Genomic DNA, 26341 nt, shown 5'->3' with positions numbered 1-26341 from the left:
AAGGGGAGGGATTCACACGATGCGAAATGCGATGCGGTGGTTGTCCGTGGTGGGAGGGCTGTGCTTCTCGTGGGCGCCGCCGGCGATGGCCGATGGCACCCCGGTCGAGTGCGGCAGCGTCGACTGCGAGGGCGTCCGCGAGATGAAGGCGCTGTTCGTGGCACAGATCAACTTCGCGGGAGTGACGTCCCGGTTCTCGATGGATCTGGCGGCGGTGGGCTTCGCGCCTCCAGCGTGCGCGGATGGCTCGCGTGCGCCCGTGCCCGGGCCGGAGTGGGTGGCGGGCTGCCGCTTCGCCTACCGGGTGACGGCCGTGACGGGCTATCCGGATGCGCCCGCGACCTTCACCGCCACGGCCCAGGGCGCGGCGGGCACCGCGGCCGCGGGCGTCAAGCTGCTGATCAGCAGGCCCTCGTGGGACAAGGTCGTCTTCACGCTGGAGCGGGGCGGCGTCCGCCGCTTCGTGGGCTGGGACGAGTGCCTGCCCGCCGCGTCCTTCACGTGCGATGCCCAGTTGCGCGAGGGGACCCAGAATATCCGGGAGATCTTCATCATGGAGCGCGCTTTCCTGCAGGACAAGGAGCGCTACTCGAGCAATCTCGAGGAGCTCGGCTTCTTTCCCATGGGCTGCACGGATGGCACGCGCGCCGCGGTCCCGGACAGCTCGTGGACGGGCGGATGCCGCTTCATCTACAGCGTCGAGGTCGCGGGCACCGCTCCGGCGATGACCTACATCGCCACGGCCCGTGCCATCTCCGGCCCCATCGCGGGCACGACGATGAAGATCAACGAGACCGGGGTGCTCACCATCACTCCCGTCCCCGGCATGTGCCAGTGAAAAACCTTGCCCCGGGACACGGAGAAGTCGTCTCCGAGCCCGGGGCAGGAGCCCTCCAGGGAGAGGGGGAAAACCCTGGCGGCGCACCCATGGATAATCCGAGGGAAATCCGGGCGCATCCCCTTGTGCGCCCGGACCCTCCCTTTACAGCCAGGAGAGACGGCGGCGGCGGCTCCAGAACCACAGGGCCAGAAGGCCCAGCGGCGGCGCCATCCCTCCCGCGGGAGACGAGGCACAGCCACAGCCCTGGGTCTCCACCTCGAGATCCACCGTGAATGCACGCGGGCTGGAGGCCGGGCTGGTGTGGCCCGCCGCATCCGTGGCCGTGGCCGTCACCGTGTGCCGCCCCTGTGCCAGCGCGTAGTCCGGGTTGACGCTCCACTGGCCCGACGGATCCGCGATGGCCGTTCCGGCGTGGAGTCCATCCACGCTCACCATCACCGTGCTGCCGGGCTCGGCGGTTCCCGAGAAGACCTGCTCGCCGGGCGTCACGGCCGAGCCCTCGGCAGGTGTCACCACCTCGGGCGGAAGCGGGGCCCGCGTGTCCACCGTGAAGGTGCGCGCGGAGGACGGCCCGCTGGTGTTGCCCGCGCGATCGGTGACGGTGGCGGTGACGGTGTGCGCTCCCTCACCCAGGGTAGCGATGAGGGTCCACGTCCCCGAGTCATGGACCGGCACCGTTCCCACCGGTACTCCGTCAACCCTCACCTCCACCATGTCACCGGCCTCCGCGGTGCCTGAGATGGCGGGCGTGGAGGTGGTGACGAGCGCGGCCGGAGCCGTGAGCACGGGAGCCGCGGGCGCCACCGTGTCCACCGTGAAGGTGCGCGCGGGGGAAGAAGCGCTGGTGTTGCCCGCGCGGTCGGTGGCGGTGGCGGTGGCGGAGTGCGTTCCCTCGAGCAGGGGAGAGGCCGGAGTGAAGCTCCAGTTTCCCGAGGCGTCGGCGGTGACCGTCCCGCTCGGCGTCCCATCCACCTCCAGCGTCACCGTGTTGCCGGGTTCCGCTGTACCCGAGATGACGGGCGTGGGGGTGGTGACGAGCGTGGCCGGAGCCGAGAGCACGGGGGCCGCGGGGGCCTCACTGTCCACGGTGAAGGTACGTGCTGTGGACGGCCCGCTGGTGTTGCCCGCCGCGTCGGTGGCGGTGGCGGTGGCCGTGTGCGCTCCCTCGCCCAGGGGAGAGGTGAGGGTGAGGCTCCACGCTCCCGAGGCATCGGCCATTGCCGTGCCCACCGGCGACCCACCCACCATCACCGCCACGGTGCTGCCGGGCTCGGCGGTGCCCGAGATGAGGGGTCTCGTCGTAGTGACGACCGCGGCCGGAGCCGTGAGCACGGGGGCCGTGGGCGCCGTCGTGTCCACCGTGAAGGTGCGCGCGGTGGAAGACCCGCTCGTGTTGCCCGTGGCGTCGGTGGCGGTGGCGATAGCGGTGTGCGCTCCCTCACCCAGAGGAGAGGTGAGGGTGAGGTTCCACGTCCCCGAGCCATTGGCCGTCACCGTCCCCACCGGCGACCCATCCACCTTCACCGTCACGGTGCTGCCGGCCTCCGCGAAGCCCGAGAGGGTGGGCGTCGCCGTGTTGACGAAGGTCCCCGGATCCGAGAGCACGGGGGCCTCTGGGGCCACACTGTCCACGGTGAAGGAGCGAGAGGCGGAGCCGCTGGTGTTTCCCGCCGCGTCGGTGGCGGTGGCCGTGGCGGTGTGTGCCCCCTGATCCAGGGGAGAGGCTGGGGTGAAGCTCCAGTTGCCCGAGGCATCGGTGGTCACGTTCGCCGGCGTGCCTCCATTCAGTCTCACCGCCACGGTGCTGCCGGCTTCCGCAGTGCCCGAGAGGGTGGGCGTCGTCGTGTTGACGAAGGCCGCCGGGGCCGTGAACACGGGGGCCGCCGGGGCCACGGTGTCCACGATGAAGGTGCGGAAGGTGGCGTCGCTGGTGTTGCCCGCCGCGTCCGTGGCCGTGGCCCTGACTTCGTGCACGCCCTGACTCAGGGGGGATGCCTGGGTGAAGCTCCAGTTTCCCGAGGCATTGGCCGGTGTCGTGCCCACTGGCTTGTCATCCACCGTCACCGTCACGGTGGTGTGGGCTTCCGCGCTGCCCGAGTAGGTGGGCGTCGTCGTACCGGCGTGCGTGCCCGGAGTCCCGATCGAGGGGGTCGCCGGGGCCAGGCTGTCCACCGTGAAGGAACGCACGGGGGAAGACACGCTGGTGTTGCCCGCGCGATCCGTGACGGTGGCGGTGGTGGTGTGCGTATCCTGGCTCAGGATCACGGGGGGGATGAGACTCCAGTTGCCCGAGGCATCGGCCGTCACCGTGCCCAACACGGCTGATCCATTCAGCCTCACCGTGACCCTGCCGTAGGGCTCGGCGGTGCCGGCGATGGTGGGCCTGGTGCTGGTGACGAGCGCGGCCGGAGCCGTGAGCACGGGGGCCTCGGGCGCCGTCGTGTCCACCGTGAAGGAGCGGGGGGCGGACACAGGACTGGCGTTGCCCGTCCCATCCACCGCGATGGCCGTGGCCGTGTAGGGCCCCTCGGACAACGGTGTGCCCACCACGAGGCTCCAGACGCCCAGGGCATCGGCGGTCACCGTGCCCACGGGCATCCCCTCCAGCGACACCGTCACCGTGCTTCCCGGCTCCGCCGTCCCCGCGAGGGTGGGCGTCGGGGTGTTGACGAACGCCGCCGGGGCCGTCAGCACGGGCGTGGGCGGAGGCCCATCGACGAAGACCACCGCGCCCCCGGAGAGCGCCTGGGTCGTCACCCGCAGCAGGTAGTAGCCATCCACCAGCGCCGGGGGCACCTTCACCTCGACCGAGGTGTTCGAGTACCCGAGCACCATCGCCCGGGTCCGCATCCCGCCTTCCAACGCGGTGAACGAGACGAAGGGGAGGTTGGCGGCGGAGCTCATGGTGTTGCCACCGCTGGCCTCGGAGATTCCCAGGAACCCGCTCCCGCTCACGGTGAAGAGGCTCCCCGTCAGGAGGGAGGAGGGGGGCGTCGTCACCACGGGCCGCCACGCGTCGGGGGCGCCCCATTCCTCGTACACCTCGGCGCTGGCCAGCGCGCCCGTCGCCGAGGCCCCGCCCGTCATGAGCACCTTGCCCCCGGGCAGCGGCACCACCGAGGCGTCCATGCGCGCCGCCGCCAACGGACCCACGGTGCTGAAGGTGCCGGCGCTCGGCTCGTAGACCTCGACGCTGGCCAGGCGGCCCGAGGTTCCCTGGCCCGCGGCCACCAGCACCTGACCCGTGGACAACGGGATCGCCACGTGACGGGTGCGAGCGAGGGCCAGCGAGCCCGTGGCGCTGAAGGAGCCCTTCTCGGGATCGTACAGCTCCGCGCTGGCCAGGGGACCCGAGGTGCTACTTCCGCCGGTCAGCAGCACCCTGCCCGAGGCCAGCAGCGTCGCCGTGTGATCGGTCCGCTCGGCCGCCGGTATGCCGGTCCCTCTGAAGGTGCCCGACACCGGCTCATACAGCTCCGCGCTGCCCAGCGGCAGCGACGAGGAGCCCATGCCTCCCGCGACGAGCACCTCGCCCGAGGGCAGCAGCGTGGCGGTATGACGGGCGCGCCCCCTGGCCAGGGAGCCCGTGGTGCTCCAGGTGCCGGCCGCGGGAGCGTACAGCTCGGCGCCGCGCAGCACGCCCGTGGCGCCATCGCCTCCCGTCACCAGCAGCTTGCCCGAGGGCAGCAGCGTCGCCACATGGGCGCCGCGGGCCGTGGCCAGGGAGCCCGTGGTGCTCCAGGTGCCCGTCGCCGGGTCATACAGCTCCGCGCTGGTGAGCAGGCCGCTCGTCCCCTCGCCACCCGCCACGAGCACCTTGCCCGAGGGCAGCAGCGTCGCCGTGTGGTGGGAGCGGGCCGTGGCCAGCGCTCCGGTGGTGCGCCAGGTGCCCGCCACCGGGTCATACAGCTCCACGCTGGACAAGGGGCCCGAGGCGTTGCGCCCACCCGCCACGAGCACCTTGCCCGAGGGGAGCAGCGTCGTCGTGTGGTTCTGGCGGGTGGCGGCCAGCGGGCCCGTGGCGCGCCAGCTCCCCGTCACCGCGGAATAGCGTTCCGGGTTGGCGATCGTCGAACCGGATCCTCCGCTCACCAGCACCTCGCCATCGGGCAGCAGCGTCGCCGCATGGCCGTAGCGCGGGGAGGGCAGTGCGTTCGTGCTGCTCCACATGCCCGTGGCCGGGTTGTACAGCGCCGAATCGTTGACGCGCCATCCCTCGCTGTACCCGCTCACCACCAGCACCTTTCCATCCGGCAGCAGCGTCGCCGCATGGTGCTGGCGGCTGGCGAACATGGAACCCGCGGTGCTGAAGGTGCCCGCGGCCGGGTTGTACAGCTCCGCGTTCATCAGGGTGCTGCTCCCGTTGTGTCCCCCCGCAATCAGCACCCTGCCCGTGGGCAGCAGCGTGGCTGTGTGCCCGGAGCGCCGGGTGATCAGGTAGCCCGCGGTGCTGAAGGTGCCCGTGGCTGGATCGTACAGCTCGGCGCGGTCGGTGCTGGCGCCCCTCGGCAACCCACCGGCCACGAGCACCTTGCCGTTGGGCAGTAGCGTGGCTGTGTGCCCGTAGCGCCCGGCACTCAGGGAGCCCGTAGGGCTCCAGGTGCCCGTCGCCGGGTCATACAGCTCCGCGCTGGCGACGGTGGGGCCAGCGAAGTCGCTATTGCCTCCCACGACGAGCACCTTGCCGTCGGGCAGCAGCGTGGCCGTGTGGCTGTAGCGCCGGATACCCAGCGTGGCGGTGGGGCTCCAGGTGTCCGTGGCCGGGTCGTACAGCTCCGCGTTGTCGAGGGAGGGGCCGGGGTACGCCGGATACCCACCAGCGACCAACACCTTGCCGTTGCGCAGTGGCGTCGCCGTGTGATCGGAGCGGGCCCTGGGCAGGGCGCTCGTGGCGCTCCAGGTGCCCGTCTCCGGATCATGGAGCTCCGCGCTGGAGAGGGGATAGCCCCCGGAATCGAGGCCTCCCGCCGCGAGCAACTTGCCGTTGAGCAGGAGCTGCACCGTGTGCCGGTAGCGGGACGTGGCCATCGAGCCCGTGGAGCTCCAGCCCGGATCCACCACCACCGTGCCCTCCAGCCCCTCCAGCCCCAACTCCAGCGCCACCTTCAACGTCCGGCTCGCCAACGTCAGCCGCGGCGGGTTGCCGGGCCCACCACTTCCCTGGGGCGTGGCTCCCCACAGCCGCACCTTGCCCTGCCGTCCGCGCCCGGCCTCGTCCCGGGCCACCGGGTAGTGCATCCGCACCACCGGCACCTCATGGCCGTCGAGGAACTCGAGGTACTCGCCCGCGTCCCGTACCGTGGGGATGCCCTCGGGCACCTCCACCTCGAACGAGGCCCGGTACGCCGAGGCGCCCGCCCGCATCACCACGAACTCCTCCACCCGCTGCTCGCCCACCATCTTCCAGAAGTGGTCCGGTCCGTAGAAGGTGGCTCCCCGGGCTCGCCGCGACGCCGTGGCCGCGCTGTCTCCCTGGGGCTTCACCCGGAAGACGTAGCCCCGGGTGGCGAGCTCCAGCTCTCCATCCTCCCGGTCCGCCAGCTTCACGCGCAGCGCCGCGGCGGAAGGGACGGGGACTTGCCGGGCCTCGGCGTCCAGGCCCTCGGAGAACTCGGGGAAGTAGGCCTCCGCCAGCCGCAGGGCGTTGTCCTCGCTCGGCGTCTCCCTCCAGGCCCGTACCGCGGGGGCTCGCGCTGGAGGCTCGGGCAGCCGGACAGGGGAGGGCGCCTGGAGCCCTCGTGCTTGCTGGAACTCTCGTGGCTGTCCGACCGCCACTCCGCCGGCCTCTGGCTGTCCACACGCCATGCACCCCAACAGCGTGCTCAACAGAATGAGACGCCAGACATGGAGGGACCCTCTCCCTCCGCCGTGGATGTGACTCATTGAATTTCCCCCTCATCAGTGGCCCACGCGGAAGAAGAGCTCCCAGCGAGTGAGCCGCTGTCTTGCCACTAGCAGAGCATGGACGGCCGTAACGGCTCAATCGCGCGGGAAGTGCGGGTCATAAGGGCAGCGGGTCATATTCCTGGAGGAAGCCGGCCTTCCGGGCGCAGGGACGGGGCGGCTCCGGAATCTCCGCCAGGGAGATGCCCGCCGCGGTGGCCAGTCGAGACAGGGCCTTGTCTGTAAGGGGTTTCCCTGTGCAGGGATTCCATTCACATGCTTCGAGGCGCGAGTTCATGAGCTCGCACCAGAAAGCCTCGGTGGGAGGGCCCTTGCCGTAGAAGGGATCCGAACCCGGAGCGACGATGGTGAGGCCATGCGAAGTGCCCGGACGTGGCCCCACGGCGCGGATCGCGTCCCGGACACACGTGGTGAGAGCCTCGTGCTCCCGGGCACAGGCCAGCGCCACCGGACGCGGAATCTCCCCGGCCCCGATCCTCGCGAGCACCGCCGCCGTGGCCGTTCTCACCTGGGGCTTCGCACTCGCGAGCAGCGGCGCCACCGTCTCCCGGAGCTCATCGGGAGGGAGCTTCAGCCTCGCCAGTCTTCGCACGATCCAGGTTCCCCGGACCGTTTCGCCCGTCAACTCGCGCGCCACCGCACGGGCCACCACCCGCGCGACCTCCGGCGTGAGGGAGGCTCTGTGCTCCCAGCTGGCGATCAGCTTTCCGAGCACCCACTCGGGGTTGCCCTGGAAGCGGAACCGGCGGAGCTGCTCGGGCGACAGCGCCTGCTCGGCGAGCCCGGGAGTCAGATGCGCCTCCTCCCAGGTGAGCAGTGTCCACGCCTCCTTCGGACAGCGGCGGGCGATCCAACCGAAGTGCTCCTCCAGCCGGCTCCCCGCGCTCCGGAAGCCGAGTGGATCGTCGCAATGCACGTTGGCCTCCCAGGGAACCTTGCCGCAGCCCACCTGGGCCACCCGCTGCTCGAACTCCGCGGGCGTCAGCTGGGCGAGCGCGAACCACCGCCTGTCCTCGGACGGGCATCGGCGGTCCTCCTCGGCCTGCTCTCCTGGGGCCGCGGTGCTCACGAAGCTCGTGAGTAGCAGCCCGAGCAGGGGCCCACGCCAGGCACAGCGGGAGAGACGGGGCGAACGGCCAGTGGACATGGGTTCAACCTGGGATGATCGATACCCTCACCCCGTCCCTCTCCCGAGGGGAGAGGGGTGGTTGCGGCGGGTGGGGAAGGGGGGCGGGGAGTGGATGCTCGGAGGGCTCAGGGATCGCCCTTCGGCGGTCCCTCGCTGCCCACCGGCGATAGCTTCGCCGTCCATGCGCCCGCGTGCTCGTGCGGCATCAGCTCTCTCGGCGAGCGGTAGTACTGCATCGGCGAGTCGTGCAGGAAGTTCGACACCCGGCTCGTGTACAGACACGCGTAACGCTCCACCTGCTCGCCGAACCGGCTGTTCTCGTGACCCTCCTTGAACAGCAGGCCCCAGTACGGGTTGAAGCCTTCCTCCACCTCGCACTCCAGCGTGTCCGCGATCTCCGTCGCCTCCCTCAGCGCCCAGCGCAGCTTGTCCAGCTCCGCCTTCACCCTCCGCCGCTCCTCCTCCGCCCGCGCTGTCTCCTCCGGCCCCAGGTCTCCGCGCTCCAGCTTCCGGTCCAGCATGTTCAGCTGGCCCTTGTGGTGCGCCACCTCGTCGTCCAGCCGCTCCCGCGCCAGCTCCACGTTGGACAACCGCAGGATCCGCTCCCGCTGGCCGTCCGTGTAGGTGATCTCGTCCTCGATCTCCTGCACCACCATGCACGTGCGCCACAGCGAGGACTTCTTCGACTTCAGGATGTCCCCGAAGATGTGATCGCCCACGTACAGCACGCACTCGCCCGCATGGCCCGTCTGCTGCTCGAACTGGATGAGGTTGCCGCCCTGGTACACCTTGCCGCGCTCCACGCTCGTGGCCTCGCCCACCACCCGCGCCTCCTCGCCGGGCCCCGCCGTCTCCAGCTCCAGGAAGGGCCGCTGCTCGGAGAAGAACGCCGGCTTGGCCGCCAGCGTCACGATGTAGTCGAAGTAGTTGCGCCAGCTCGGGTACTCCGCCAACTGCCCGTCCAGCAGGTAGCGCATCACCGCGTCCGTGTAGTCCCACGCCGAGTTCGTCAGCAGGAACAGCCGCTTGCCTCCCGAGCGCAGCTTGTGCAACGCCGGGCCCAGCTCCGGATCCTGGAAGATGTAGCGCTCCAGCTCCTTGCGCACCTCGCGCTTGAGCGAGTTGTCCCGGTGCACCGTGTCGATGGCGTCCCGGATGTCGTCATACAGCTTGCCGTAGTCCACCCGGTGGCCCAGCGACTCCAGCAGCTCGATGATGCCCGCGAAGAGCCACGCCTCCGGCAGGGCGAAGAGCGTGTCGATCCACGCGAACCGCGGATCCTTCAGCTTCACCCGCTGGTTGCGGTACAGCTTCTTCCACACCTCGCGATCCAACGGCCGCAGCCCGTGCCAGGCCCGCCCCACGTAGCCGAAACGGTCCATCTTCAGCAGGTTGCCGTTCGCCTTGTCGACCGCCAGCCCGCGCATCACGAAGTGGTGGTCGTACTGCAGCTGGCCGATGGCCGTGGGGTAGCCCCGCTCGCTCACCAGCTTCGCGAGCGTCATGTCATAGGCGAGCTGCTCCAGCCGGCGCATGTGGTAGATGGCCAGCGTGTAGTCCATGTCGAAGCCGATGAGGTCGACACTGGCCATGCGCAGGTTGCGGTTGACGAAGATGTCGCGCGCGCGGGGCACCTGGCGTAGAGGCGCTCGGGGGATGCTCAGCAGGCGGGCGAGCTCGGTGTCGGCGAAGAGCTGCTCGGCTCGGCGCTCGGCCTGCTCGGCATTGGCCCGGTTGAGCGAGGAGCGGAAGCTGCCGTGAAGGGGATCCGCGGTCGTCGGGCTCCCCGGGATGGGTCCGGTCGGTGAGAGTTTCTGTGCCACTGGACAGCAAGACATAACACGCGACCCTCACGGGCCACCATTCATACGGATTGTCCACCTTGCGGGGTTGCGAGCGGGCATGGCACGCTCGCGGGTCCGCAATGAGATCGCCCGCCCGACGTTCCCCCCCGTCCGACGCCGAGCTCCACGCGCGGCTCGCCGCCCGCATCGAGGCCCTGGAGGACCGTGTCCGCCAGCTCGAGGTCCGGGTGCGCGGCGGCGCCGTGGCGCGGCGCGTCCGTGTCCCGGTGGGCCCGGTGCGTCAAAAGACGGCCGCTCCCCGGACGAGCAATCGGCCCCAGCCACGCTGCCCGGGCTGTACACTGGAGCTGCCCCCCGGGCGCAAGGGCGAGGCGTGCGTCTGGTGTGGGTTCCAGTTCGACGCCGTCCGGTCCCGGAAGAGGAAGGGATGAGCACCGCCTACCGGTTGACCGGCCGCGTCGAGGCCGGAGATCTCGCCGAGCTGTACGAGGCCGTCCAGGAGCCCGGTGGGCACCGGGTCGTCATCAAGCTCTTCCTCCCCAAGACGTCCGACCCGCGCTACGCCACCGTGCTCGCCGGCGTCTACAGCGTCCTCAATCCGCTCAACCCCGAGGGCATCGTCCCCGTCCTCGACATGGGCTTCGTCAAGCAGCGGCTCGCCGTGGTGCGCGAGGCCGTTGATGGCCACTCCCTGGGCATCGCGCTCTACCGGCTCAACACCAAGGAGGTCCTCCTCCCTCCGGCCACCGCGCTGTGGCTCATCATCCAGCTGCTCGAGTCCGTGGAGCGCGCCCACGCGGCCGGTGTCATCCACGGCTCCATCACCCCGGGCAACGTGCTGCTCTCGCGCGGCGGCCTGCCCTCGGTGTGCGACTTCGGGGCGCTCCAGGCGCTCCTGTCCGTGCCCGAGCTCAAGCGCGCCTTCGCCGGCCGGGGCCGCAGCGCCTACCGCGCCCCCGAGGTGAGCCGGGGAGAGCCGGCGGACGTGCTCTCGGACATCTACTCCATCGGCGCCATCGCCTACGAGCTGCTCACCCTGCGCGAGGCCGTCGTCCCCGATGGGGGCGTCAGCACCCGCCGCGCCGGCCTGCCTCCGCCCAGCCGCCTGGATCGCCGCCTCCACGCGCGGTTGGATCCGATCATCCTGCGCGCGCTGGAGGCCACGCCCTCGCGGCGCTACCGTTCCTGCGCCGAGTTCGCCGCCTCGCTGCGCAACTTCCTGTCCACCAACGGTGGCCTGCCCGGCGCCGAGGACGCGCGCCGCTTCGTGTCCGAGCTCTTCCCCAACGAGATGGCCGCGGGGCCCGCGCTCGGCCCGGTGCCGTTCTCCGAGCGCTTCACGCTCACGCCCATCTCCGGGGTGTCGCTGGCCGAGGTGGGCGCGGACGCGCTGGAGAAGTCCGTGGTGGTGCGGCCCTCGTTCAGCCCGGCCCTCAGCGAGGCCGACACCATGGAGGCCCCGCCCGCCTTCGAGGAGTACCAGCCCGAGCCCACCGTGGCTCCCGGGCCCATGCTGGACAGGGCCCTGCTGGAATCCACCCAGGTGCTCGGGGCCGAGGCCGCGAAGGAGGTGCTCGAGTCCACCTACGTCGGGCCGAGGGAGGAGGCCGCCGAGGTCACCCACTTCGGTAAGGACGGCACCCAGGTCCGTGCCCGGCTGAAGGAGGGCACCCAGGTCACCCGGGTCGGCCCCAAGGACCGGGGCGAGCCCAAGGACGCCACCGAGTCCAGCCGCTCCCAACCTCCGGGAGATGACGAGCAGACGTGGGTGGCTCCTCCCGGGGCCGCTCCGCCCAAGCCGCGCCGCGCCCCCGTGTTGCCGGGTGGCGCCGCGCCCCGCGAGGTCACGCGCATCGGCAAGAATCCCCGCCTGCGCATGGTGGAGGACTACTCCCGCCCCGAGCCGGAGCCCCAGCCCGAGCCCCACAAGGCTCCGGTGGATCCGGACGATCTGATCGACACCGCGAAGATCGAACCGACGGGGGTGCGCCTCCGTCCTCAGCCCTCCGAGGGCACGCAGGCGAGGGCACGCATGCCTCAGCCACCCTCCGAGGGAACGCAGGCGCGGGCGCGCATGCCTCAGCCACCTTCCGAGGGCACGCAGGCCAGGGCACGCATGCCTCAGCCGCCCTCCGAGGGCACACAGACGCGGGCGCGCATTCCTCCGTCGCTGGTGCGGGGCCACGTGTCCGAGCAGCCGCCGGCGGCCGAGCCGGACCGCTCGTACATCCCCATGCCGCCGCCCACGTCGCCCGAGGTGAAGGCGGCGGTGGCCCAGCGCCGCCTGTTCACCGAGGAGCGCAACCTCCTGGCGGATCGGCGGCACCGGCGGAAGATGCTGGCCGTGGCCGGTGGCATCGCGCTGGTGGGGGTGGTGTGCTTCGCCTTCGCGGTATGGCGGTTCTCGCAACGGCCCCAGCTCGATACGGATCCGAAGGTGTCCGCGGTCAGCGGTGCCGTGGAGCAGTACCTCCAGATGCCCGATTCGCCGCCTTCCGAGCCCGGGCGGTCGAAGCCCACCGCACCGCCGGACCCCGTGGAGGCCTCTTCCTCCGATGAGGCCCAGGAGACGCCCAGGAGCGGCCTCGCGTACCTGTCCATCAGCGCCAATCAGCTGTCGCGCGTCTACATCGATGGGGTGAGGGTGAAGCGCAACCTGCCGCTGGTGCGCTATCCGGTGAAGCCGGGCAACCGGGAGATCATCATCGAGACGATCGGTACTCCGCGTCAGCGCGAGCTGTTCGAGGTGCGTCTGGAGCGCGGCGAGCACAAGAAGCTGGAGCAGATCTTCAAGACTTCCCCCTATCGCTGAGGCCATGGACCGGACCCGCGTCTTCGTCGTCGAGGATCAGCCGAACCTGCTGCGCAACCTCCTCAAGGTGCTGGGGAGCTTTCCCGAACTGGAGGTGGTGGGCAGCGCGCAGGATGGAGAGCAGGCGGTGGAGGAGGTGGTGCGGGTGATGCCGCAACTGGTGCTATTGGACCTGGAGTTGCCGGGGTTCAACGGCATCGAGGTGACGCGGCGGGTGAAGCGCCGCGCGTCCGAGGTGGAGGTGCTCATCCTCACGTCCTTCGAGGACGAGCAGAAGGTCTACGAGGCCATTCAAGCGGGGGCCTCGGGCTACCTGGTGAAGCGGGTGGGGCCGGAGAAGATCCGCTCGGGCATCCGCGAGGTGATGGAGGGGGGCACGGTGCTCGAGCCTCTCATCGCGCGGCGCTTCTGGAACTACTTCCAGTCGATCCAGGCGAAGCCGCCCGAGGCGGAGAAGCAGAACCCGTGGGGCCTGACGCCAGCCGAGTTCGACGTGCTGCGCTACGTGGCCAAGGGCCTGTCCAACGCCGAGGTGGGGCGGGTGATGACGCTGGAGCGGCGCACGGTGCGCACGCACCTCTCACACATCTACCGGAAGATGGGCGTCAACTCGCACGTGGAGGCGGTGGTGCTGGCCCTGCGCGCGGGGCTCGTGGACCTCTGAGCCCCGCGGCTCCCGCGCGCTCACCAGCGCAGGGGCAGGGAGTCGAAGCCGCGGAAGGTCAGGCTGTGGCACTTGAGCTTCGGCGGCCGCGTCTCGTCCAGGCGCAGCTGGGGGAAGCGCTCCAGCAGCACGGTGATGCCGATCTCCAGCTCGCGGCGGGACAGGCCGGCCCCCATGCAGTGGTGTGCTCCGAAGCCGAACGAGGCGTGCTTCTGCTTCGTGCTGTCCCGGGTGATGTCGAATCGGTCCGGATCCGGGAACGCGGAGGGATCCCGGTTGGCCGAGGCCATCACCAGGAAGATGAGCTGGCCCTTGCGGATCCGCTTCCCGTGCCACTCGAAGTCCTCGGCGGCCACGCGGGTGATGGAGGGCACCGCCGTGTTGTAGCGCAGCATCTCCTCCACCGCCGGCTTCATCAGCCCCATGTCCGCCCGCAGCTTCTGGAGCTCGCCGGGGTGGGTGAGCAGATCATGGACGCCGTTGCAGAGCTGATCAGTGGTGGTGGTGTGCCCGGCGAACATGATGAGGCAGATGTTGGCCACCAGCTCCTCCGGGGTCATCCGGCCCTCGGCCTCCGCCTGGAGCATCAGGCTGAGCGAGTCCGTGCCCGGGTTGCGGCGGCGCTCCTCGATGACGGGCAGCAGCATCTGCTTCATCTCCACCATGGCCTGGTTGGCGTTGGTGGCCAGCTCCACCGGGTTGGCGCCCACGGCGGGGGCGCTGAAATCGGCCAGGTACTCGGACCAGCGCTTGAAGCGGGCGCGATCCGCGAGCGGGACGTTGATCATCTCGGCCAGGGCCAGCGCGGGCATCGGGAAGGCGATGTCCTTGAGCAGATCCATGTGGCCCTGGGGAATCACCGCGTCCAGCAGCTCGCGCATGATGCGGTGGACGGTGGGGCGCATGTCGTCCAGCTTCTGGTTGGAGAAGCCCGTGAGCGTCTGCCGGCGCAGCCGCACGTGCTCCGGGCCATCCTTCATGAACATCTGATGCTGGATGGTCCCCAGGAACTCCCGGGCGACGTCCGGGTCCACCCCCTGGAGCTGGTACTCGAAGAGCTGCCCTCGGGCGGCGCTCAGGCGCGGATCCCTGAAACCCTCCATCACGTCGTCATGGCGGGTGATGAACCACGACTGCATCGGCTCCACGAAGTGGACCGGATCGTGCTCCCGCAACTCCTTGTAGAGCGGGTAGGGATTGCGCAGGTTGTCGGGGCTGAACAGGTTGCGATCGCTAACGGAGCCAGTCATGGCGTGGCACAGTAGTGGCCACCCCCTGGACTGTCGAGGTCAGGGCGCGTTGCCGCGTACCAGCCGCAGGTGGCGCTTTCCGTGGCGCGGAGCGCTCGGGTAGGCGCCAGGGGAGTGCGGCACGTAGGGCTGATCCCGCACGTCCTTGTGGCGCCAGTCCTTCGGCGCGAGCGGATCCGACGGCCCACGCAGACCCGAGCGCAGGATGACCCCGAAGAGCACCGTCAGCAGCAGGGACACGGTGATGAGTGTCAGGCTGGAGTTGGTGAAGAGGCCATCGAGCGCGGGCGACGGATCCGGCGTGAAGAGCATGGCGCCGAGCAGCATCCACCACAGTCCGCACACCAGCAGGCCCGCGCTGCTGAACCAGATCTTCACTCGCGACCAGAAGGTGCGCCGCGGGGGGAAGGACGTGGAGGTGGCTCCGCGCTGCGCCGGATACTGCCGGGACGGTTCCTCATGCGCGAGCCTCGCCAGGGCGTGCTCCGGAAGGGCTCCGCTCCCGCGCGCGCCGCGAGCCGGGAAGGCGAGGGGGGCCCCGTGGCGCCAACGCATCGCCGCGATGGCGAGCACCAGCAGCACGAACGCGGCGAACGCGGTGGGCCCCATCCGGCTGACCCCGTAGGCGCCGTGGATCACCAGGGCGCAGACGAGGGCGGGAAGCAGCAGCCGGAAGCGGGGGGGCGGAGACGCCAGCATGAAGGGAACGGTAGCAGAGATGTGGGTCTACTCCAGTTTGCCACCGGTGCGGGTCTCCTGGACACCCCGGCCGGGGCGGCGTGTCCGTTCGAGGACTCGGGTCTTCTCCCCCCCACCGCCGTGCCTGCCTGGATGGACTCCGGGCGGGCGGCGGACGGAGACTGTCCCGCGCGCATGGCGAGGTCTCCGGATCTGAAGACGCTGCTCTCCTGGCTGGGACGGAAGCTATCCCCCCGGACCGGTGAGCCCCTGGACATGGCTCCTGGCCTGGAGGGAGTGCTCTCCTGGCGGGTGGCGCGGATCCGCCAGGACACGATGGCCATGGCCTGGCTCGTGCTCCGGATGGTGATGGATCCACCCGGACCCGAGCGCACGGCGATCATCCAGCGGCTGGTCCAGGTCTTCGCCGTGGAGCCCACCCCCGCCGTGCGCCGGGCGATGCCGGCGGAGATCGTGGATCTGCTCGACAGCCCCGAGCCGGACGTGCGCTATCTCGCCGCCGTGCTGGCCGACGCACGGGAGCGCCCGGCCGCCATCCCCGGTCTGCTCCGGGGGTTGAGGGACCCGGACTGGATGGTGCGCAGCAAGTGCCTCCATGCCCTGCGCTCCGCCAGCATCCCGCCCGATGCATTGGTTCCGCTCCTGCGCTCCGAACGGCGCCAGGAGCGGGAGATGGCGCTCTCGCTGTGCGGACTCCCGATCCCCGAGCTGTTGCGCCGGGAACTGTGGCGCCTGCTCGAGGATCCGGAGGTGTCCGTGCGCCAACGCGCGGCCGTGATGCTGGGCGAGGACCCGGAGGCACCCGGACTGTGGGCGGTGCTGTTCGACATGGCGTGCACGGGAAAGGGGCACGTGCGGCGGGCCTACGCCATCCGCCTGATGGGGAGGCTGGGGCTCCGGGCGGAAGCGCTCCCGGTACTGCTCGAGGCGCTGCGCTCGGACGAGGAAGAGCTCGTCCGGAAGGAGACCGCGGAGGTGCTCGCCGTCCTCGCGCCCGGCGTGCCCGAAGTGGCGGACGCGTTGGTGGCGGCGCTGAAGGACGATTGGGATGAGGTAGGCGTCGCCTCGGCCCAGGCGTTGGCCTCGCGCGGGGCCACGACGGAGACCGTCATTCCAGGGCTGCTCGCGGCGCTGGCGGACGGGATGCTTTCGGAGCGGACGCGCGGACAGGTGGCGCTCACCCTGGCGGCGCTCGGGGTGGGTGAGGCGGTGCCGGAGTTGCTACGCCAGCTGACGCTGCCCGGCCCTGTGCTCCAGGAGAAGGAGCGAGATCCGCATCAAGGCGAGGACCTGCGAGGGGCGTCGAATCTCCAGTTCAAGTTCGACGTGATGCGGGCCCTCGCGGAGCTCGGGGCTCCCGCGCGGGTGGCGCTGCCGGCGCTCGTCGCGAAGGCCCGCGAGGGCGGGCTGGACATGCTGGAACTGCGGCTGGAGGCGGCGCGGGCGCTGGTGCTCCTGGGCACCGCGCCCGCCGAGGTCCGCTCGCTCCTCCAGGATCTCCCGCTGGCGTGCGAGCCCGGGAAGAAGCTGCTGGCGCAGTACGGAATTTCGAGCGGCTGACGGGCTCAGGTGCCGGACGGCTCCGCGGTGGGATCCACGATCGGCTCCGGCATCACCCAGAGCGCCGAGGGCGAGCCGTAGGCCTGATCGAAGGCGTAGAGGATGCCCGTCCAGCGATCCCAGAAGACGGCCCAGCTGTACTCGGTGGGCGGCGAGGTGAGGATGTTGCCGTCCCGGTCCGGCTGGCTGTACGCGAAGTCGGAGTAGTTCCACTTCAGGGTGCCGAAGTCCGTGCTGAGCAGGGGCGTGAGGGCCTCCAGCAGCGCGGAGCGGGACACCTCGTCCGCGTAGGCCACGGCCGGGCTGAAGACGGGCTGGGCCATGTCATGCTGCTCGCGCCAGGCCACGTAGTTGTTGCCCATGGCGATGAGTGCGTCGCGCGCGGCCGGAGTCGGCGCCAGGCGGGCCTCCTCGTAGAGCGCGAAGGCCGCCACCAGCAGGCTCTTCCAGTTCATGCCCGGGAAGATGCTGGCGAACTGGTAGGGCCGGGGCGTGTCGTTCGCGTGGGCCACCGCGTACGTGTAGGCGAGCTGGGCCTCCTGTGGCACGGCGTCCGGGAGGGAGAACTCCGACAGCACGCGCGCGGGGGTGATGGCACCGGTGACGCTCCGGCGCCAGTCCAGGTAGAGGAGCGCCGAGCCGCCGATGTCCGTGAAGATGGCGAGGTTGCCCTCGTGCAGCGTGCGCTCCAGGGTGATGACCACGGACTCCACCTTGTCGAGCGGGAGGGAGCCCGGCGCGCTCCAGTAGAGCGAGGCGAAGCGCGACGCGGTGGTGGTGAGGGTGCGCAGATCAGCGAGCGCCCCGCCATTCATGGCGGTGATGAGCGAGGCGAGGGAGGCGGCCGCGTCGGTGGGCAATCCCCGGAGGATGAGCTCCAGGGAGAGGTTCTCCACGGTGAGCCGCACGGTGCCGGCGAGGCCCAGCCGGTCGAGCGCGTGGAGCAGCGACAGGGAGGGCTGGCCCCGGGCCGTCTCGATCAACCGCCGCGCGAGGGCCGCGGCGAGCATGCCCTCGCCGCCGGTGCGGGAGGCGTGCGGTGCGAAGACGAACCAGTTGGGCCGCACGTTGCTGCTTCCGCCAGGCTGGAGCGTTGGATCCAGCAGTCCGCCCAGCTCATAGGCGATCTCGATGTAGCCCTCGGTGATGCGCTGGTTGTCCTCCAGCGGGGTAGGGGGCTCGTCGGCGCGCGCGGGTGGGGCGAACGCCACGGCGGCCAGGAGCAGTGCGGTGGTGGTGAGGGGACGGAGGAACGACGGAAGGAGGTCCACGGTGGGTCTCCGAGGGTGTGGGGTCGGGGTGGAACGGAGACCAGGGTAATCAGTGCGCGCGGTGCTCACATGTGTCCGTGGCCCCCTCATTCCGGCTGTGTATGCATTGAGACGTTTGAACTCAAATGAGTTCAGGCGTCCGTCCGGCGGAGAAGCGGGCGGGCTTCACGCGGTGCATGTTGGCGCCGGGACGGACTCGTGTACTTTGCGTGGAGCTTCCTCTCCGAAGGTCGACAGAGTGCCCACCCGGACGCCGTCTTCGCGCTTCTCCCGTTCCCCCATCACCCTTCAGAACCGGCTGTCGCAGCGGATTGCCCGCGAGCGCGCCCCACGGACTCTGGACACGCCCGTGGTCCTGTCCGCGACCACGTCCTCCGCGAGCCTCGCCTTCGAGGTGTTGATGGCGCTGGATCTCGATGGTGACGGCCGCCTCACGGACCGGGATGCCGGACGTGCCCGGGAGGGTGGACTGCGCTTCGCGGTGGACTTGGAACTCGCCCCGGGCGCGCGCCTGGAGCTGGCCGGGGCGGAGCGGCTCTCGCACGCCGCGGATGTGCTCGCCGAGGAGATCCTCGCGGGGCGCGGCGAGGCCATCGGCCTGCCCGTGGAGCGGATGCTGGAGCCGCGCACCCAGACGCTGCGCCGGTTGATCGACGACGGTTGGCGGGGGCTCGTCCGCCGCTCGGATCGCGCCGAGGATCTGAAGAAGGCCCTTCAGGTGATGCCGGTGAAGGATCCGGATGGCAAGCAGCGCGTGTACGTGCCCGCGCGCGACCGCAAGGCCCTGAAGAAGCTGCGCGCCGAGGCCCGGCGCTCCGGCGGTCTGGAGATGGTGCCGCTCCAGAAGCCTCGCGCTACCGGGGACTGGGAAGCGCTCATGCGCCAGCCTGGGATGCTCTACCTCCCGCGCCCGTACATCGTTCCGGGTGGCCGCTTCGTGCAGATGTTCGGCTGGGACAGCTACTTCAACGCTCGCGGCGCCCTGACCTCCGGCCACTACGGGCTCGCGAGGGACATGCTGGAGAACCAGCTTTACGAGATCGAGCACTACGGGAAGATTCCCAACTCGAATCTCAGCTACCACCTGTCGCGCACCCAGCCGCCGCTCATGCCCCGGCTGGCGATGGCGCTGCACGCGGTGCGCGCGGACCGGCGCCTGCTCAAACGCGTGGCCCGGGCGGCCGAGCAGGAGCTCGAGACTGTCTTCCGCACGGGGCCCCGTGGCACCTCGAGCGGGCTCTCCCGCTACAAGGACGACGCCGAGGGGCCCGACGCCGAGGACCTGTCGAGGTTCTACGCGGACGCGCGGCCGGACGACGCCGGGTTCCACCGCCATGACCGGGCCATCCGCGAGAGCGGTTGGGACATGTGCCACCGCTTCGGCAAGGCCACGCACCACCACGAGCCGGTGTGCCTCAACTCGCTGCTGTTCCAGTACGAGATGGACGTGGCGGGGATCCTCCGCGAGGTGGAAGGAGAGGCCTCGTTGAAGGCGGCCCGGTACGCCCGGGCGGCGAGGGCCCGGGTGCGCACCATGCGCACGCGCTTCTGGGACGCGGAGCACGGCCTGTTCTTCGACTACGACTTCGTGGCCGGGCGCCGTTCCCGCTACGAGTGCCTGGCGGCCTTCTATCCGCTGTGGACGGGCTGGGCCTCGAGGGAGGAGGCCGCCATGGTGGCCGCGGCGCTTCCGCGCTTCCTGCATGACGGAGGCCTGACGTCGAGCAGCCGCGCCTCGCGCGAGGCGGCGGGCGGAGAGGATCTGCAGTGGGACTGGCCGTTCGGCTGGGCGCCGCACCAGATCATCGCGGTGGAGGGCCTACGCCGTTACGGCTTCCACGCCGAGGCGGACGCGGTGGCCTACCGCTGGCTGTCGATGGTGCTGGACATCGCGGGGAGCCACAACGGCCTCATCAAGGAGAAGTACGACGTGGTGAGGCGGTCGGCCGAGGTGGCCGTCGAGTACGGCAACCAGGGCGCGGATCGCGGAGCGCTCATGGCACCCAGGTCCGAGCGGACGCTGGGCTTCGCCTGGACGAACGCCTCGGTGGTGCTGCTGATGGACGGGCTGTCTCCCGGGTTGCGCGAGGCGCTCGACGCGGGCCTGCCCGCCGACCGGGTGCTCGGTCCGCGCGATGAGGGTGGCCGGGGCCGCTCCCGGAAGAAGCGGGCGACCCAGTCCGTCGCGTGACCGCTGGAGGCAGCCACTTCTTGTGAGCGCCACGCGCGCTGAGCCCAAGGGGCGGGCGTCGCTACGTGTGGCGTCCGCTTTTGTGAATGGTGCTGGCCCGGGAACGGGTCTGGTTCTCATCCTGAGCACGCTCCGAGGGAACCCCAGCAGCTGGACTGGACGAAGCAGGCCATCATGCTGGGGCGACGCTTGAGATTTCAGGCGCTTACGAGCATGCATACGCTCTGCTCAGGATGAGATCCCCCTCGCGGGAATCATCTACATGCCGTCCGTAACGTCGATGCCCACGCTCTCGACGCGCTCAATCGTCTAAGCCCCCGGACATGGTTTCTGTCCACGTCGGAGTTGGCGCTGGCGGTAGCGCGCTAATGCCCCTCGTCCACCCGCAGCGGTCCCATGCTGGGGGTGGACAGTATCTATGTCCGGGGGCTTAGGCGCTGGGAGAATGGCCGAGAGCGAACTGTTGGTTCCCGCTGCCACGAACTGTTGGTTACTGCTGCCAGAGTGCCCTGATAAACTAACCGATCAATGATCGACCCCGAGAGCATGGCGCAGCTGCGCAAGGAACTCAGGGAGCGGATGGTAGCCGACCGGAAGCTACTCGAGGATCTGCGCGCGGAAGTGCGCTCGGGGCTCGGAGACGCGCGACGGATCATGCCCAGGCAGACCACCGCAGTGTCCCTCGTAGGCACGGACGGCGGCAACAACCGGATCGAGTTCGACCCCTTCATGGCACAGCTCATCCGGGTCGTGGACTCGAGCAACAACGAGTACTGCCTTGAGGTCGTCACGCCGACGACGAACCTCGCTGAGCTTTCGAAGCGCCACATCACCGACGGGACCGCGCACACGGCGCTCGGCAAGATGATGAAGTTCCTGGGCGCCTCAACGCTCTGGGAGCTTTCGCCGATGATCAAGAAGCCACCGGCGATCCCGTCGCCGAGCTGGGTGCAGGTCTACCGCGAGCTGACGGAGTGGGCGGTTCTCTTCTCGCTCGTGCGCGAGAAAGACTACGGCACTGACACGGTCATCGTCTGGGACGGCCTGCTCCGCAGCAAGGTTTTTTCGGGCACCCTCTTCGCCAAGCTTCGCCAGGGAATCGACGAGGGCATCCGCGAGCAGAAGACCCGCAGGCGCCGAAGCATCTACGTCGTCGGCGTGGCGAAGCACAGCAAAGTGCTGCAGCGCTATCGTCTGGCAATGATGCTTGAGGGTTCGATGCGCTGCGACTATCCCTGCTACGCCGACGTGTCGCGAGAGCTGGAGCAGAACGCGTACGTCTGGTCCGAGTATGCCCGCGGCGGCGAGGTTGAGAGCGGTGAGGCCAACAAGTTCGTCGCCGGCAAGATGTTCTTCGTGAAGTTTGGAGGACGACCTCGCGATCCAATCTGGCCAGTCGATCTCTTTGAATCGCAGATCAACGAGGCACAGGTCGTCTTCGGCAGCCTGCTGGCGGACGCGATCGAAGGCTTCCCTGTGCCCTTCTACCCGCGTTGCCTACAGCGCGCCCACGAGAACGCGGCGCTCGTCGACTTTGATATGGACATCCTTCAGCAGGGAATCGTGACCGCGATCCGCGAGTCTCTTGGAGAGAGTGCTCCAGTGCTCGACGAGCTGGCGCTCATCGACGCGGACCCCGCAGCGAAACGGTACGGATAGCCATGGCGGACCCCCTCAACCTCTTTCCTGCCGAGCAGGTCGTCGGCGTCTTCCGTGGGTTCCGTGAGGGCGGCATGGAGTTCCACGCCGACCTCGCGCTTCCCTACCGAACGGACTTCCACAACACGCCAATGCACGGCCAGTTCTTGCTCGTGCAACTCGAGACGCCCGACGAGGCCGTACTCGGTCGCATCACGTCGCTGTCGTCCGAAGGGCGCCTGAGTGGTCCTTCCGGCGAGGACTTCAACATCCGCGCCGTGCGCGAGGGCCGCGCCGTCCCCGAAGGGCTGCGGGAGGACTACCTGAAGTACCGCGTGAACATCCGGGTTCTTGGCGTCCTCCGCAAGAACAGCAGGTCGCTGGTGTTCGTGCCGTCCCACCGGCGCCTGCCGCACGTGGGCAGTCCCGTCGCTTTCCCTTCGGGAGCGGTTCTTCGTGAGATCGCAGGCCACAACCAGCTTGGCGCTGAGCTCGGGTTCTTCGCCTTGGGCGAGTACATCTTCGCGAAGGGCGATCAGCGACTCAACGCCGAGCAATGGATGCAGCTTCGCGAGCCCGCCATCACGGTGAAGTTTGACATTGCCAACCTGGTTTCTCGCCGCTCCTTCGTCTTCGCGCGCGCGGGCTTCGGCAAGTCGAACCTGAACAAGCTGCTCTTCAGCGCGCTCTACTCCACGACGCCAACCGTCGAGAAGCGAGGCGGGAAGAAGGTCCCGGTAGGGACGATGATCTTCGATCCCGACGGCGAGTACTTCTGGCCAGACGACAAGGGACGGCCCGGTCTCTGCGACGTGCCAGCTCTTGAGAGCCAAGTCGTCGTCTTCACTTCGCGTCCTGCGCCGAGCCCGTTCTACCAATCGTTTGTTGCTGGAACGATCAAGCTCGACATTCGTCGCCTGCGCCCTGCGGACGTGATTTCGATCGCCCTGCCGCCTGAGCGCCAAGACCAGCAGAACGTCAGCAAGCTGCGTGGTCTCGACTCGAGCCGTTGGGAGCAACTCGTCAATCTCATCTGGTCGGACCGCAACGGCGCCGACCTCGATGAGCTCAAGGCACTGCTCGGTCTCGCTGATGGGCAAGATGCCGAAGCGCTCGCTGCTCGCGGCAACATGACGAAGATCGTCTCGCAGCTTCACGACCCTGCGAGTCGGCTGCTCGACCTCCTCATCCAAGCCCTGCGCGATGGGAAGCTCTGCATTGTCGACGTGTCGCAGCTTCGCGGCGGCGCATCAATGATTCTGTCGGGCCTCATCCTGCGCCGTATCTTCGACTGGAACCAGGAGCAGTTCACGCGCGCGGACTCGGCGAGCATTCCAACCATCGCTGTCGTCGAAGAGGCGCAGAGCGTTCTGAATGAGAAGGCCTCGGCGGCCACGCCCTACATCGAGTGGGTAAAGGAAGGCCGCAAGTATGACCTAGGCGCGGTCCTCATTACGCAACAGCCAGGAAGCATTCCCGTCGAGATCCTGAGCCAGGGCGACAACTGGTTCATCTTCCACCTGCTCTCCGCGAGCGACCTGCAGAACGTGCGTCGCGCGAACGCTCACTTCAGCGACGACCTGCTGAGCAGCCTGCTGAACGAGCCGCTCGTTGGTCAGGGCGTGTTCTGGAGCAGCGTGAAGGGCAACGCCTACCCGGTGCCACTTCGCATCCTCTCTTTCGAGAAGATGCACAAGACCCGCGACCCCAGTTACTCGCTGCCGGCTGTCCAGAACTACGCGACAACGCTGCGCAACAGCGGGCCCGCCGCTACCGTGGCGACGGCTGCACCAGCGCTCACGAAGTCGCCCGCCAGCGATTCACCGCCGCCTGTCGATGACGAGGAAGCCCCGAACATCGCGGAGACGCCTCCAGACGCGCTTCGCTCCGACGTCGAGAAGGCCGTCGACGCAGTGGTGCACGACACGGAGGTCACGAAGCAGATCCTCCAAGGCAGCGGCATCCCCTGGGGCGTGCTGATGCGGAAAGTCAAAGCCGTCCTGCCCGCAAGCCTCCAACAGGACAACAACCGAGTGAACCGGCTGATCGCGGAGATTGTGACGAAGATCGTCGGTGGCCCGCAGGATAAGGTCTGGAAGACTGAGCAGCGCACGAGCCACTCTGGGCGCTCCGTGCGCTTCATAGTGCGCTGCTGATTCTCACGCTGCGGGCGCATCGGTCACCGTCGCTGGGGCCCACACGATGTCGTCATCGGCATCAAGAGCGACGAGTTCGGCGCCCTTCGGGCACCTGAAGTCCAAGCCGATGCCGATGCCGTTTGGAGCGACGTCGCCCGGCGTGACGGCCGCGACAAGCGCATCGTCGATCTTGAGGCTCTGGATACGACCCCATCGCGCCCCTACGGCGTCGACGATGACGAACACGGGCTGGCCGACGAAGAGCCTTCGGGCAGGCTTCTCGACGACCACGATCGTGTCGTTTCGGTAGGGCCCTTCACGGGTCTGCTGAAGTGCGATGCCTTGACCCGGTCCAGCGTGATGGTCTTCGAGGTACTTTGCCACCGCCATCGTGAAGACGGATTTCGAGAACGCCACGATGAATCCCATTGTGTCCGACATCTCATCGGGTCCGAGCAGATCGACCGGGTTGCCGCCTCGGTGCGCAACTTGATTTCGGCGCTCGACGATGTCTTCGATGCGCTGCTCGATCGTCGCCGAAGGCACGCCGTCTTGCGGTGCCTGCGCGAGTCCCTTCGACGCGCAGTACCACTCCAACAAGGCATCGGCTCGACGAACACGCTCGCAGACCTTCTCGATGCCGACCGCCGCGAAGAGTTCGTCGATCTGGCCTGGGCGAAGATTCAAGTCGTGAGCGACGACAGCCACATCGTTGAGGGTGTACGGCGTCACGCCGTTGAGGCACTCGAAGAGGTTCTTCACGACGTCGATCTCACGGAGCCCCGCGTACCTGCCTTCCCCAAGTCGTCCTCGCGCGAGAATGTCGGCCGTCCGCGACAAGTGCTTCTTCACGAGCTTCGGCGGAAGGTCGGCGTACTGAACACGGCGCGCAACGAGCCGCGCATAGGCAGCGACGAGGTTCTCGACGAACTTCTCGAACGACGCATAGAGGGCGACGACGAACGCCGCGTAGTCGAACCGGCGGCGGATCATCACATACTGTCGCACGAGGGAGTCCTTGTGCTCTTTGAGCGCCGAGTTGACGGGCGCAATCGACGCTACAAGCGCTCTCAACTCCTCCAGTTCCTTCGTAAGCTCATCAAACGTGGAACGCACAGGCAGTCTCCGTCGCGCTCAGGACTTCTTGGTCTTGGCGATCGCTGCGGCGAAGGCCTCGCTCACGCGGAGGTTTCTGGCTTGCGTATCGGCAAAGTTCGTCCGGCGCCCGGAGAAGAGCGCCTGATGCTGCTTGTACATGGCTGCCAGCTCGCTGCGCAGGAGGTCCTTTCGCGCGATGAGCTTCGCTCGGTGCGGGATCACACCGGGGCTGTTCGCCACGTACATCATCGGGTCGTAGACGATCTTCGTGGGACGCTTCAAAGTACCGATCACGCAGAAAGATTCGGCCTCAAGAGCGTCCCAAAGAAACGCCACGGTCGCCTCGAACATCGAGCGGTACTCAGTAAGCAGGGACTCGGGGAAGCGGTTCCCCTCAATGATGAAGCGGTCGAGGAATTCGGAGATCTTGTTCAGGCCGGCCTTGAACAAGTCGATCTGCCGATAGGCGTAGAAGCGGAGCACCAGCTCGACGTCCTCCATCTTCTCGAACATGCGCTTGCCCGCATTCGTGGACTCGTCGGCCGTCTCCTCTGCCTCCTCGTCGTCGTTCTGCTCGGGCGCTGGGTCCAGCGGGATGCCCCACATCCGGCGGAAGGTCTCGTTCTCCGACAGCTCGAGGCACAGCTTGTTGAGAGGGCCGTTGTAGACGGCGTTGCGCGTCTCCTGGCTGCCGAGCTTCACGCCTCCCGAGTTGAGCCGCTCGAAGACCATCTTTTTGAGCATCGCGGCCTGCTCTTCGCTGGCCGCCGTCTCCTTCAAAAGGATGATCGACGAGATGTAGCGGCGGTCGATGCCGTCGCGGACCTTCGAGGGTAGCTGAGAGTACGTTCGACCATCGAGATCCGACCAGTACTGCAATCCCTTCAGCGGGAACTTGTCCGAGTAGAAATCGCTGAGCGCTGTGAGACGCTGGCGCCCGTCCATCACTTCGAACCGCGCCAGGTCCCGTTCGTAGAGGAATACTGGTGGTACCGGCACGTTCATCAGGAACGATTCGATGAGCCGCGACTTCCGCTCGTCACTCCACCGATGTCGACGCTGGTACTCGGGGTCGAGCTTGTACCGGAGTTCCTTCTTGCCGTCCTCTCCCTCGACGGTCTCTTGCAGCATCTTGAGGATGCCAGCGAGCGAGTAGCGCGCCGACTCGGTGACGATGCGGATGTCGCCCTTCGCGTAGCGGCTGTTCAGCTCCTCGTCAGTCGCCTTCGGCTTGGTCGCGCTGTCCTCGAAGGAGACCTTCTCGTGCTTGAGAAGCTGGCTCCCGGGTGACTGCGTCTTCGCGCTCGCCTGCGGCTGTTTCTTGCCCTTCGTCACTCGGTA

General features: G+C 68.7%; 16 protein-coding genes. 8 read left to right on the top strand and 8 right to left on the bottom strand.

From position 1 onward, the window contains the following. Positions 1 to 19: 19 nt before the first annotated feature. Complete coding sequence (locus tag BO221_RS15400; RefSeq protein ID WP_143195457.1) at positions 20 to 838, top strand: hypothetical protein; 819 nt, start codon at positions 20 to 22, stop codon at positions 836 to 838. A 144-nt stretch (positions 839 to 982) separates the two neighbouring features. Here the strand turns inward: BO221_RS15400 and BO221_RS15395 are convergent, their stop codons facing one another. The 3 genes from BO221_RS15395 to BO221_RS15385 form a co-directional block, all read right to left on the bottom strand. Beyond that, positions 983 to 6616 carry an Ig-like domain-containing protein gene (locus BO221_RS15395; RefSeq protein WP_158079847.1) on the bottom strand — a complete coding sequence of 1878 codons (5634 nt, stop codon included), beginning with the start codon at positions 6614 to 6616 and terminating at the stop codon, positions 983 to 985. 226 nt (positions 6617 to 6842) lie between these two features. Further along, complete coding sequence (locus tag BO221_RS15390) at positions 6843 to 7892, bottom strand: hypothetical protein (RefSeq protein ID WP_073561190.1); 1050 nt, start codon at positions 7890 to 7892, stop codon at positions 6843 to 6845. A gap of 107 nt (positions 7893 to 7999) precedes the next feature. Next, a complete protein-coding gene (locus BO221_RS15385) occupies positions 8000 to 9712 on the bottom strand; it encodes an HAD-IG family 5'-nucleotidase (RefSeq protein WP_073561189.1) in 1713 nt (570 codons plus the stop codon). Between the two features lie 86 nt (positions 9713 to 9798). Between BO221_RS15385 and BO221_RS15380 the strand changes: the two genes are divergently transcribed. From BO221_RS15380 to BO221_RS15370, 3 genes are read left to right on the top strand one after another with little or no spacing between them, the layout of a single operon-like run. Then, positions 9799 to 10110: a hypothetical protein gene (locus BO221_RS15380; protein WP_043410020.1), complete on the top strand. Its 312-nt coding sequence runs from the start codon at positions 9799 to 9801 to the stop codon at positions 10108 to 10110. Continuing rightward, positions 10107 to 12491: a serine/threonine-protein kinase gene (locus BO221_RS55460; protein ID WP_073561188.1), complete on the top strand. Its 2385-nt coding sequence runs from the start codon at positions 10107 to 10109 to the stop codon at positions 12489 to 12491. The genes BO221_RS15380 and BO221_RS55460 overlap by 4 nt, the downstream gene beginning before the upstream one ends. 4 nt (positions 12492 to 12495) lie before the next feature. Next, positions 12496 to 13155, top strand: a complete 660-nt coding sequence (locus BO221_RS15370) for a response regulator transcription factor (protein WP_073561187.1) — start codon at positions 12496 to 12498, stop codon at positions 13153 to 13155. Between the two features lie 20 nt (positions 13156 to 13175). Here the strand turns inward: BO221_RS15370 and BO221_RS15365 are convergent, their stop codons facing one another. Then, positions 13176 to 14405 (bottom strand): cytochrome P450, encoded by a 1230-nt coding sequence (locus tag BO221_RS15365; RefSeq protein ID WP_073561186.1) that lies wholly within the window; start codon positions 14403 to 14405, stop codon positions 13176 to 13178. Positions 14406 to 14444: 39 nt separating this feature from the next. Further along, on the bottom strand, positions 14445 to 15104 hold the full coding sequence (locus tag BO221_RS54860; protein WP_073561185.1) for a hypothetical protein: 660 nt from the start codon (positions 15102 to 15104) through the stop codon (positions 14445 to 14447). Between the two features lie 174 nt (positions 15105 to 15278). On the opposite strand from BO221_RS54860, the gene BO221_RS15355 reads away from it, so the two are divergent. Then, entirely contained in the window at positions 15279 to 16664 is a 1386-nt protein-coding gene (locus tag BO221_RS15355) for a HEAT repeat domain-containing protein (RefSeq protein ID WP_073561184.1), read from the top strand. 5 nt (positions 16665 to 16669) lie between these two features. On the opposite strand, the gene BO221_RS15350 is transcribed toward BO221_RS15355, so the two are convergent. Next, positions 16670 to 17935: a hypothetical protein gene (locus tag BO221_RS15350; protein WP_073561183.1), complete on the bottom strand. Its 1266-nt coding sequence runs from the start codon at positions 17933 to 17935 to the stop codon at positions 16670 to 16672. A gap of 238 nt (positions 17936 to 18173) precedes the next feature. Between BO221_RS15350 and BO221_RS15345 the strand changes: the two genes are divergently transcribed. The 3 genes from BO221_RS15345 (at position 18174) to BO221_RS15335 (ending at position 23920) form a co-directional block, all read left to right on the top strand. Further along, positions 18174 to 20126: a trehalase family glycosidase gene (locus tag BO221_RS15345; protein ID WP_083681058.1), complete on the top strand. Its 1953-nt coding sequence runs from the start codon at positions 18174 to 18176 to the stop codon at positions 20124 to 20126. 528 nt (positions 20127 to 20654) lie between these two features. Next, the gene (locus BO221_RS15340; RefSeq protein WP_073561182.1) at positions 20655 to 21785 is read left to right on the top strand and encodes a hypothetical protein; all 1131 of its coding nucleotides are present in this window, start codon (positions 20655 to 20657) and stop codon (positions 21783 to 21785) included. A gap of 2 nt (positions 21786 to 21787) precedes the next feature. Further along, positions 21788 to 23920 (top strand): ATP-binding protein, encoded by a 2133-nt coding sequence (locus tag BO221_RS15335; RefSeq protein ID WP_073561181.1) that lies wholly within the window; start codon positions 21788 to 21790, stop codon positions 23918 to 23920. A gap of 3 nt (positions 23921 to 23923) precedes the next feature. Here BO221_RS15335 and BO221_RS15330 read toward each other — a convergent pair whose 3' ends face one another. Further along, complete coding sequence (locus tag BO221_RS15330; RefSeq protein WP_073561180.1) at positions 23924 to 25018, bottom strand: MAE_28990/MAE_18760 family HEPN-like nuclease; 1095 nt, start codon at positions 25016 to 25018, stop codon at positions 23924 to 23926. Between the two features lie 18 nt (positions 25019 to 25036). Beyond that, entirely contained in the window at positions 25037 to 26335 is a 1299-nt protein-coding gene (locus BO221_RS15325; RefSeq protein ID WP_198956122.1) for a DUF262 domain-containing protein, read from the bottom strand. Positions 26336 to 26341 lie beyond the last annotated feature (6 nt).

The sequence above is a fragment of the Archangium sp. Cb G35 genome (assembly GCF_001896145.1).
GTDB classification, from domain to species: Bacteria; Myxococcota; Myxococcia; order Myxococcales; family Myxococcaceae; genus Archangium; species Archangium violaceum.
This window is presented reverse-complemented; position numbering and strand designations above follow the sequence as displayed.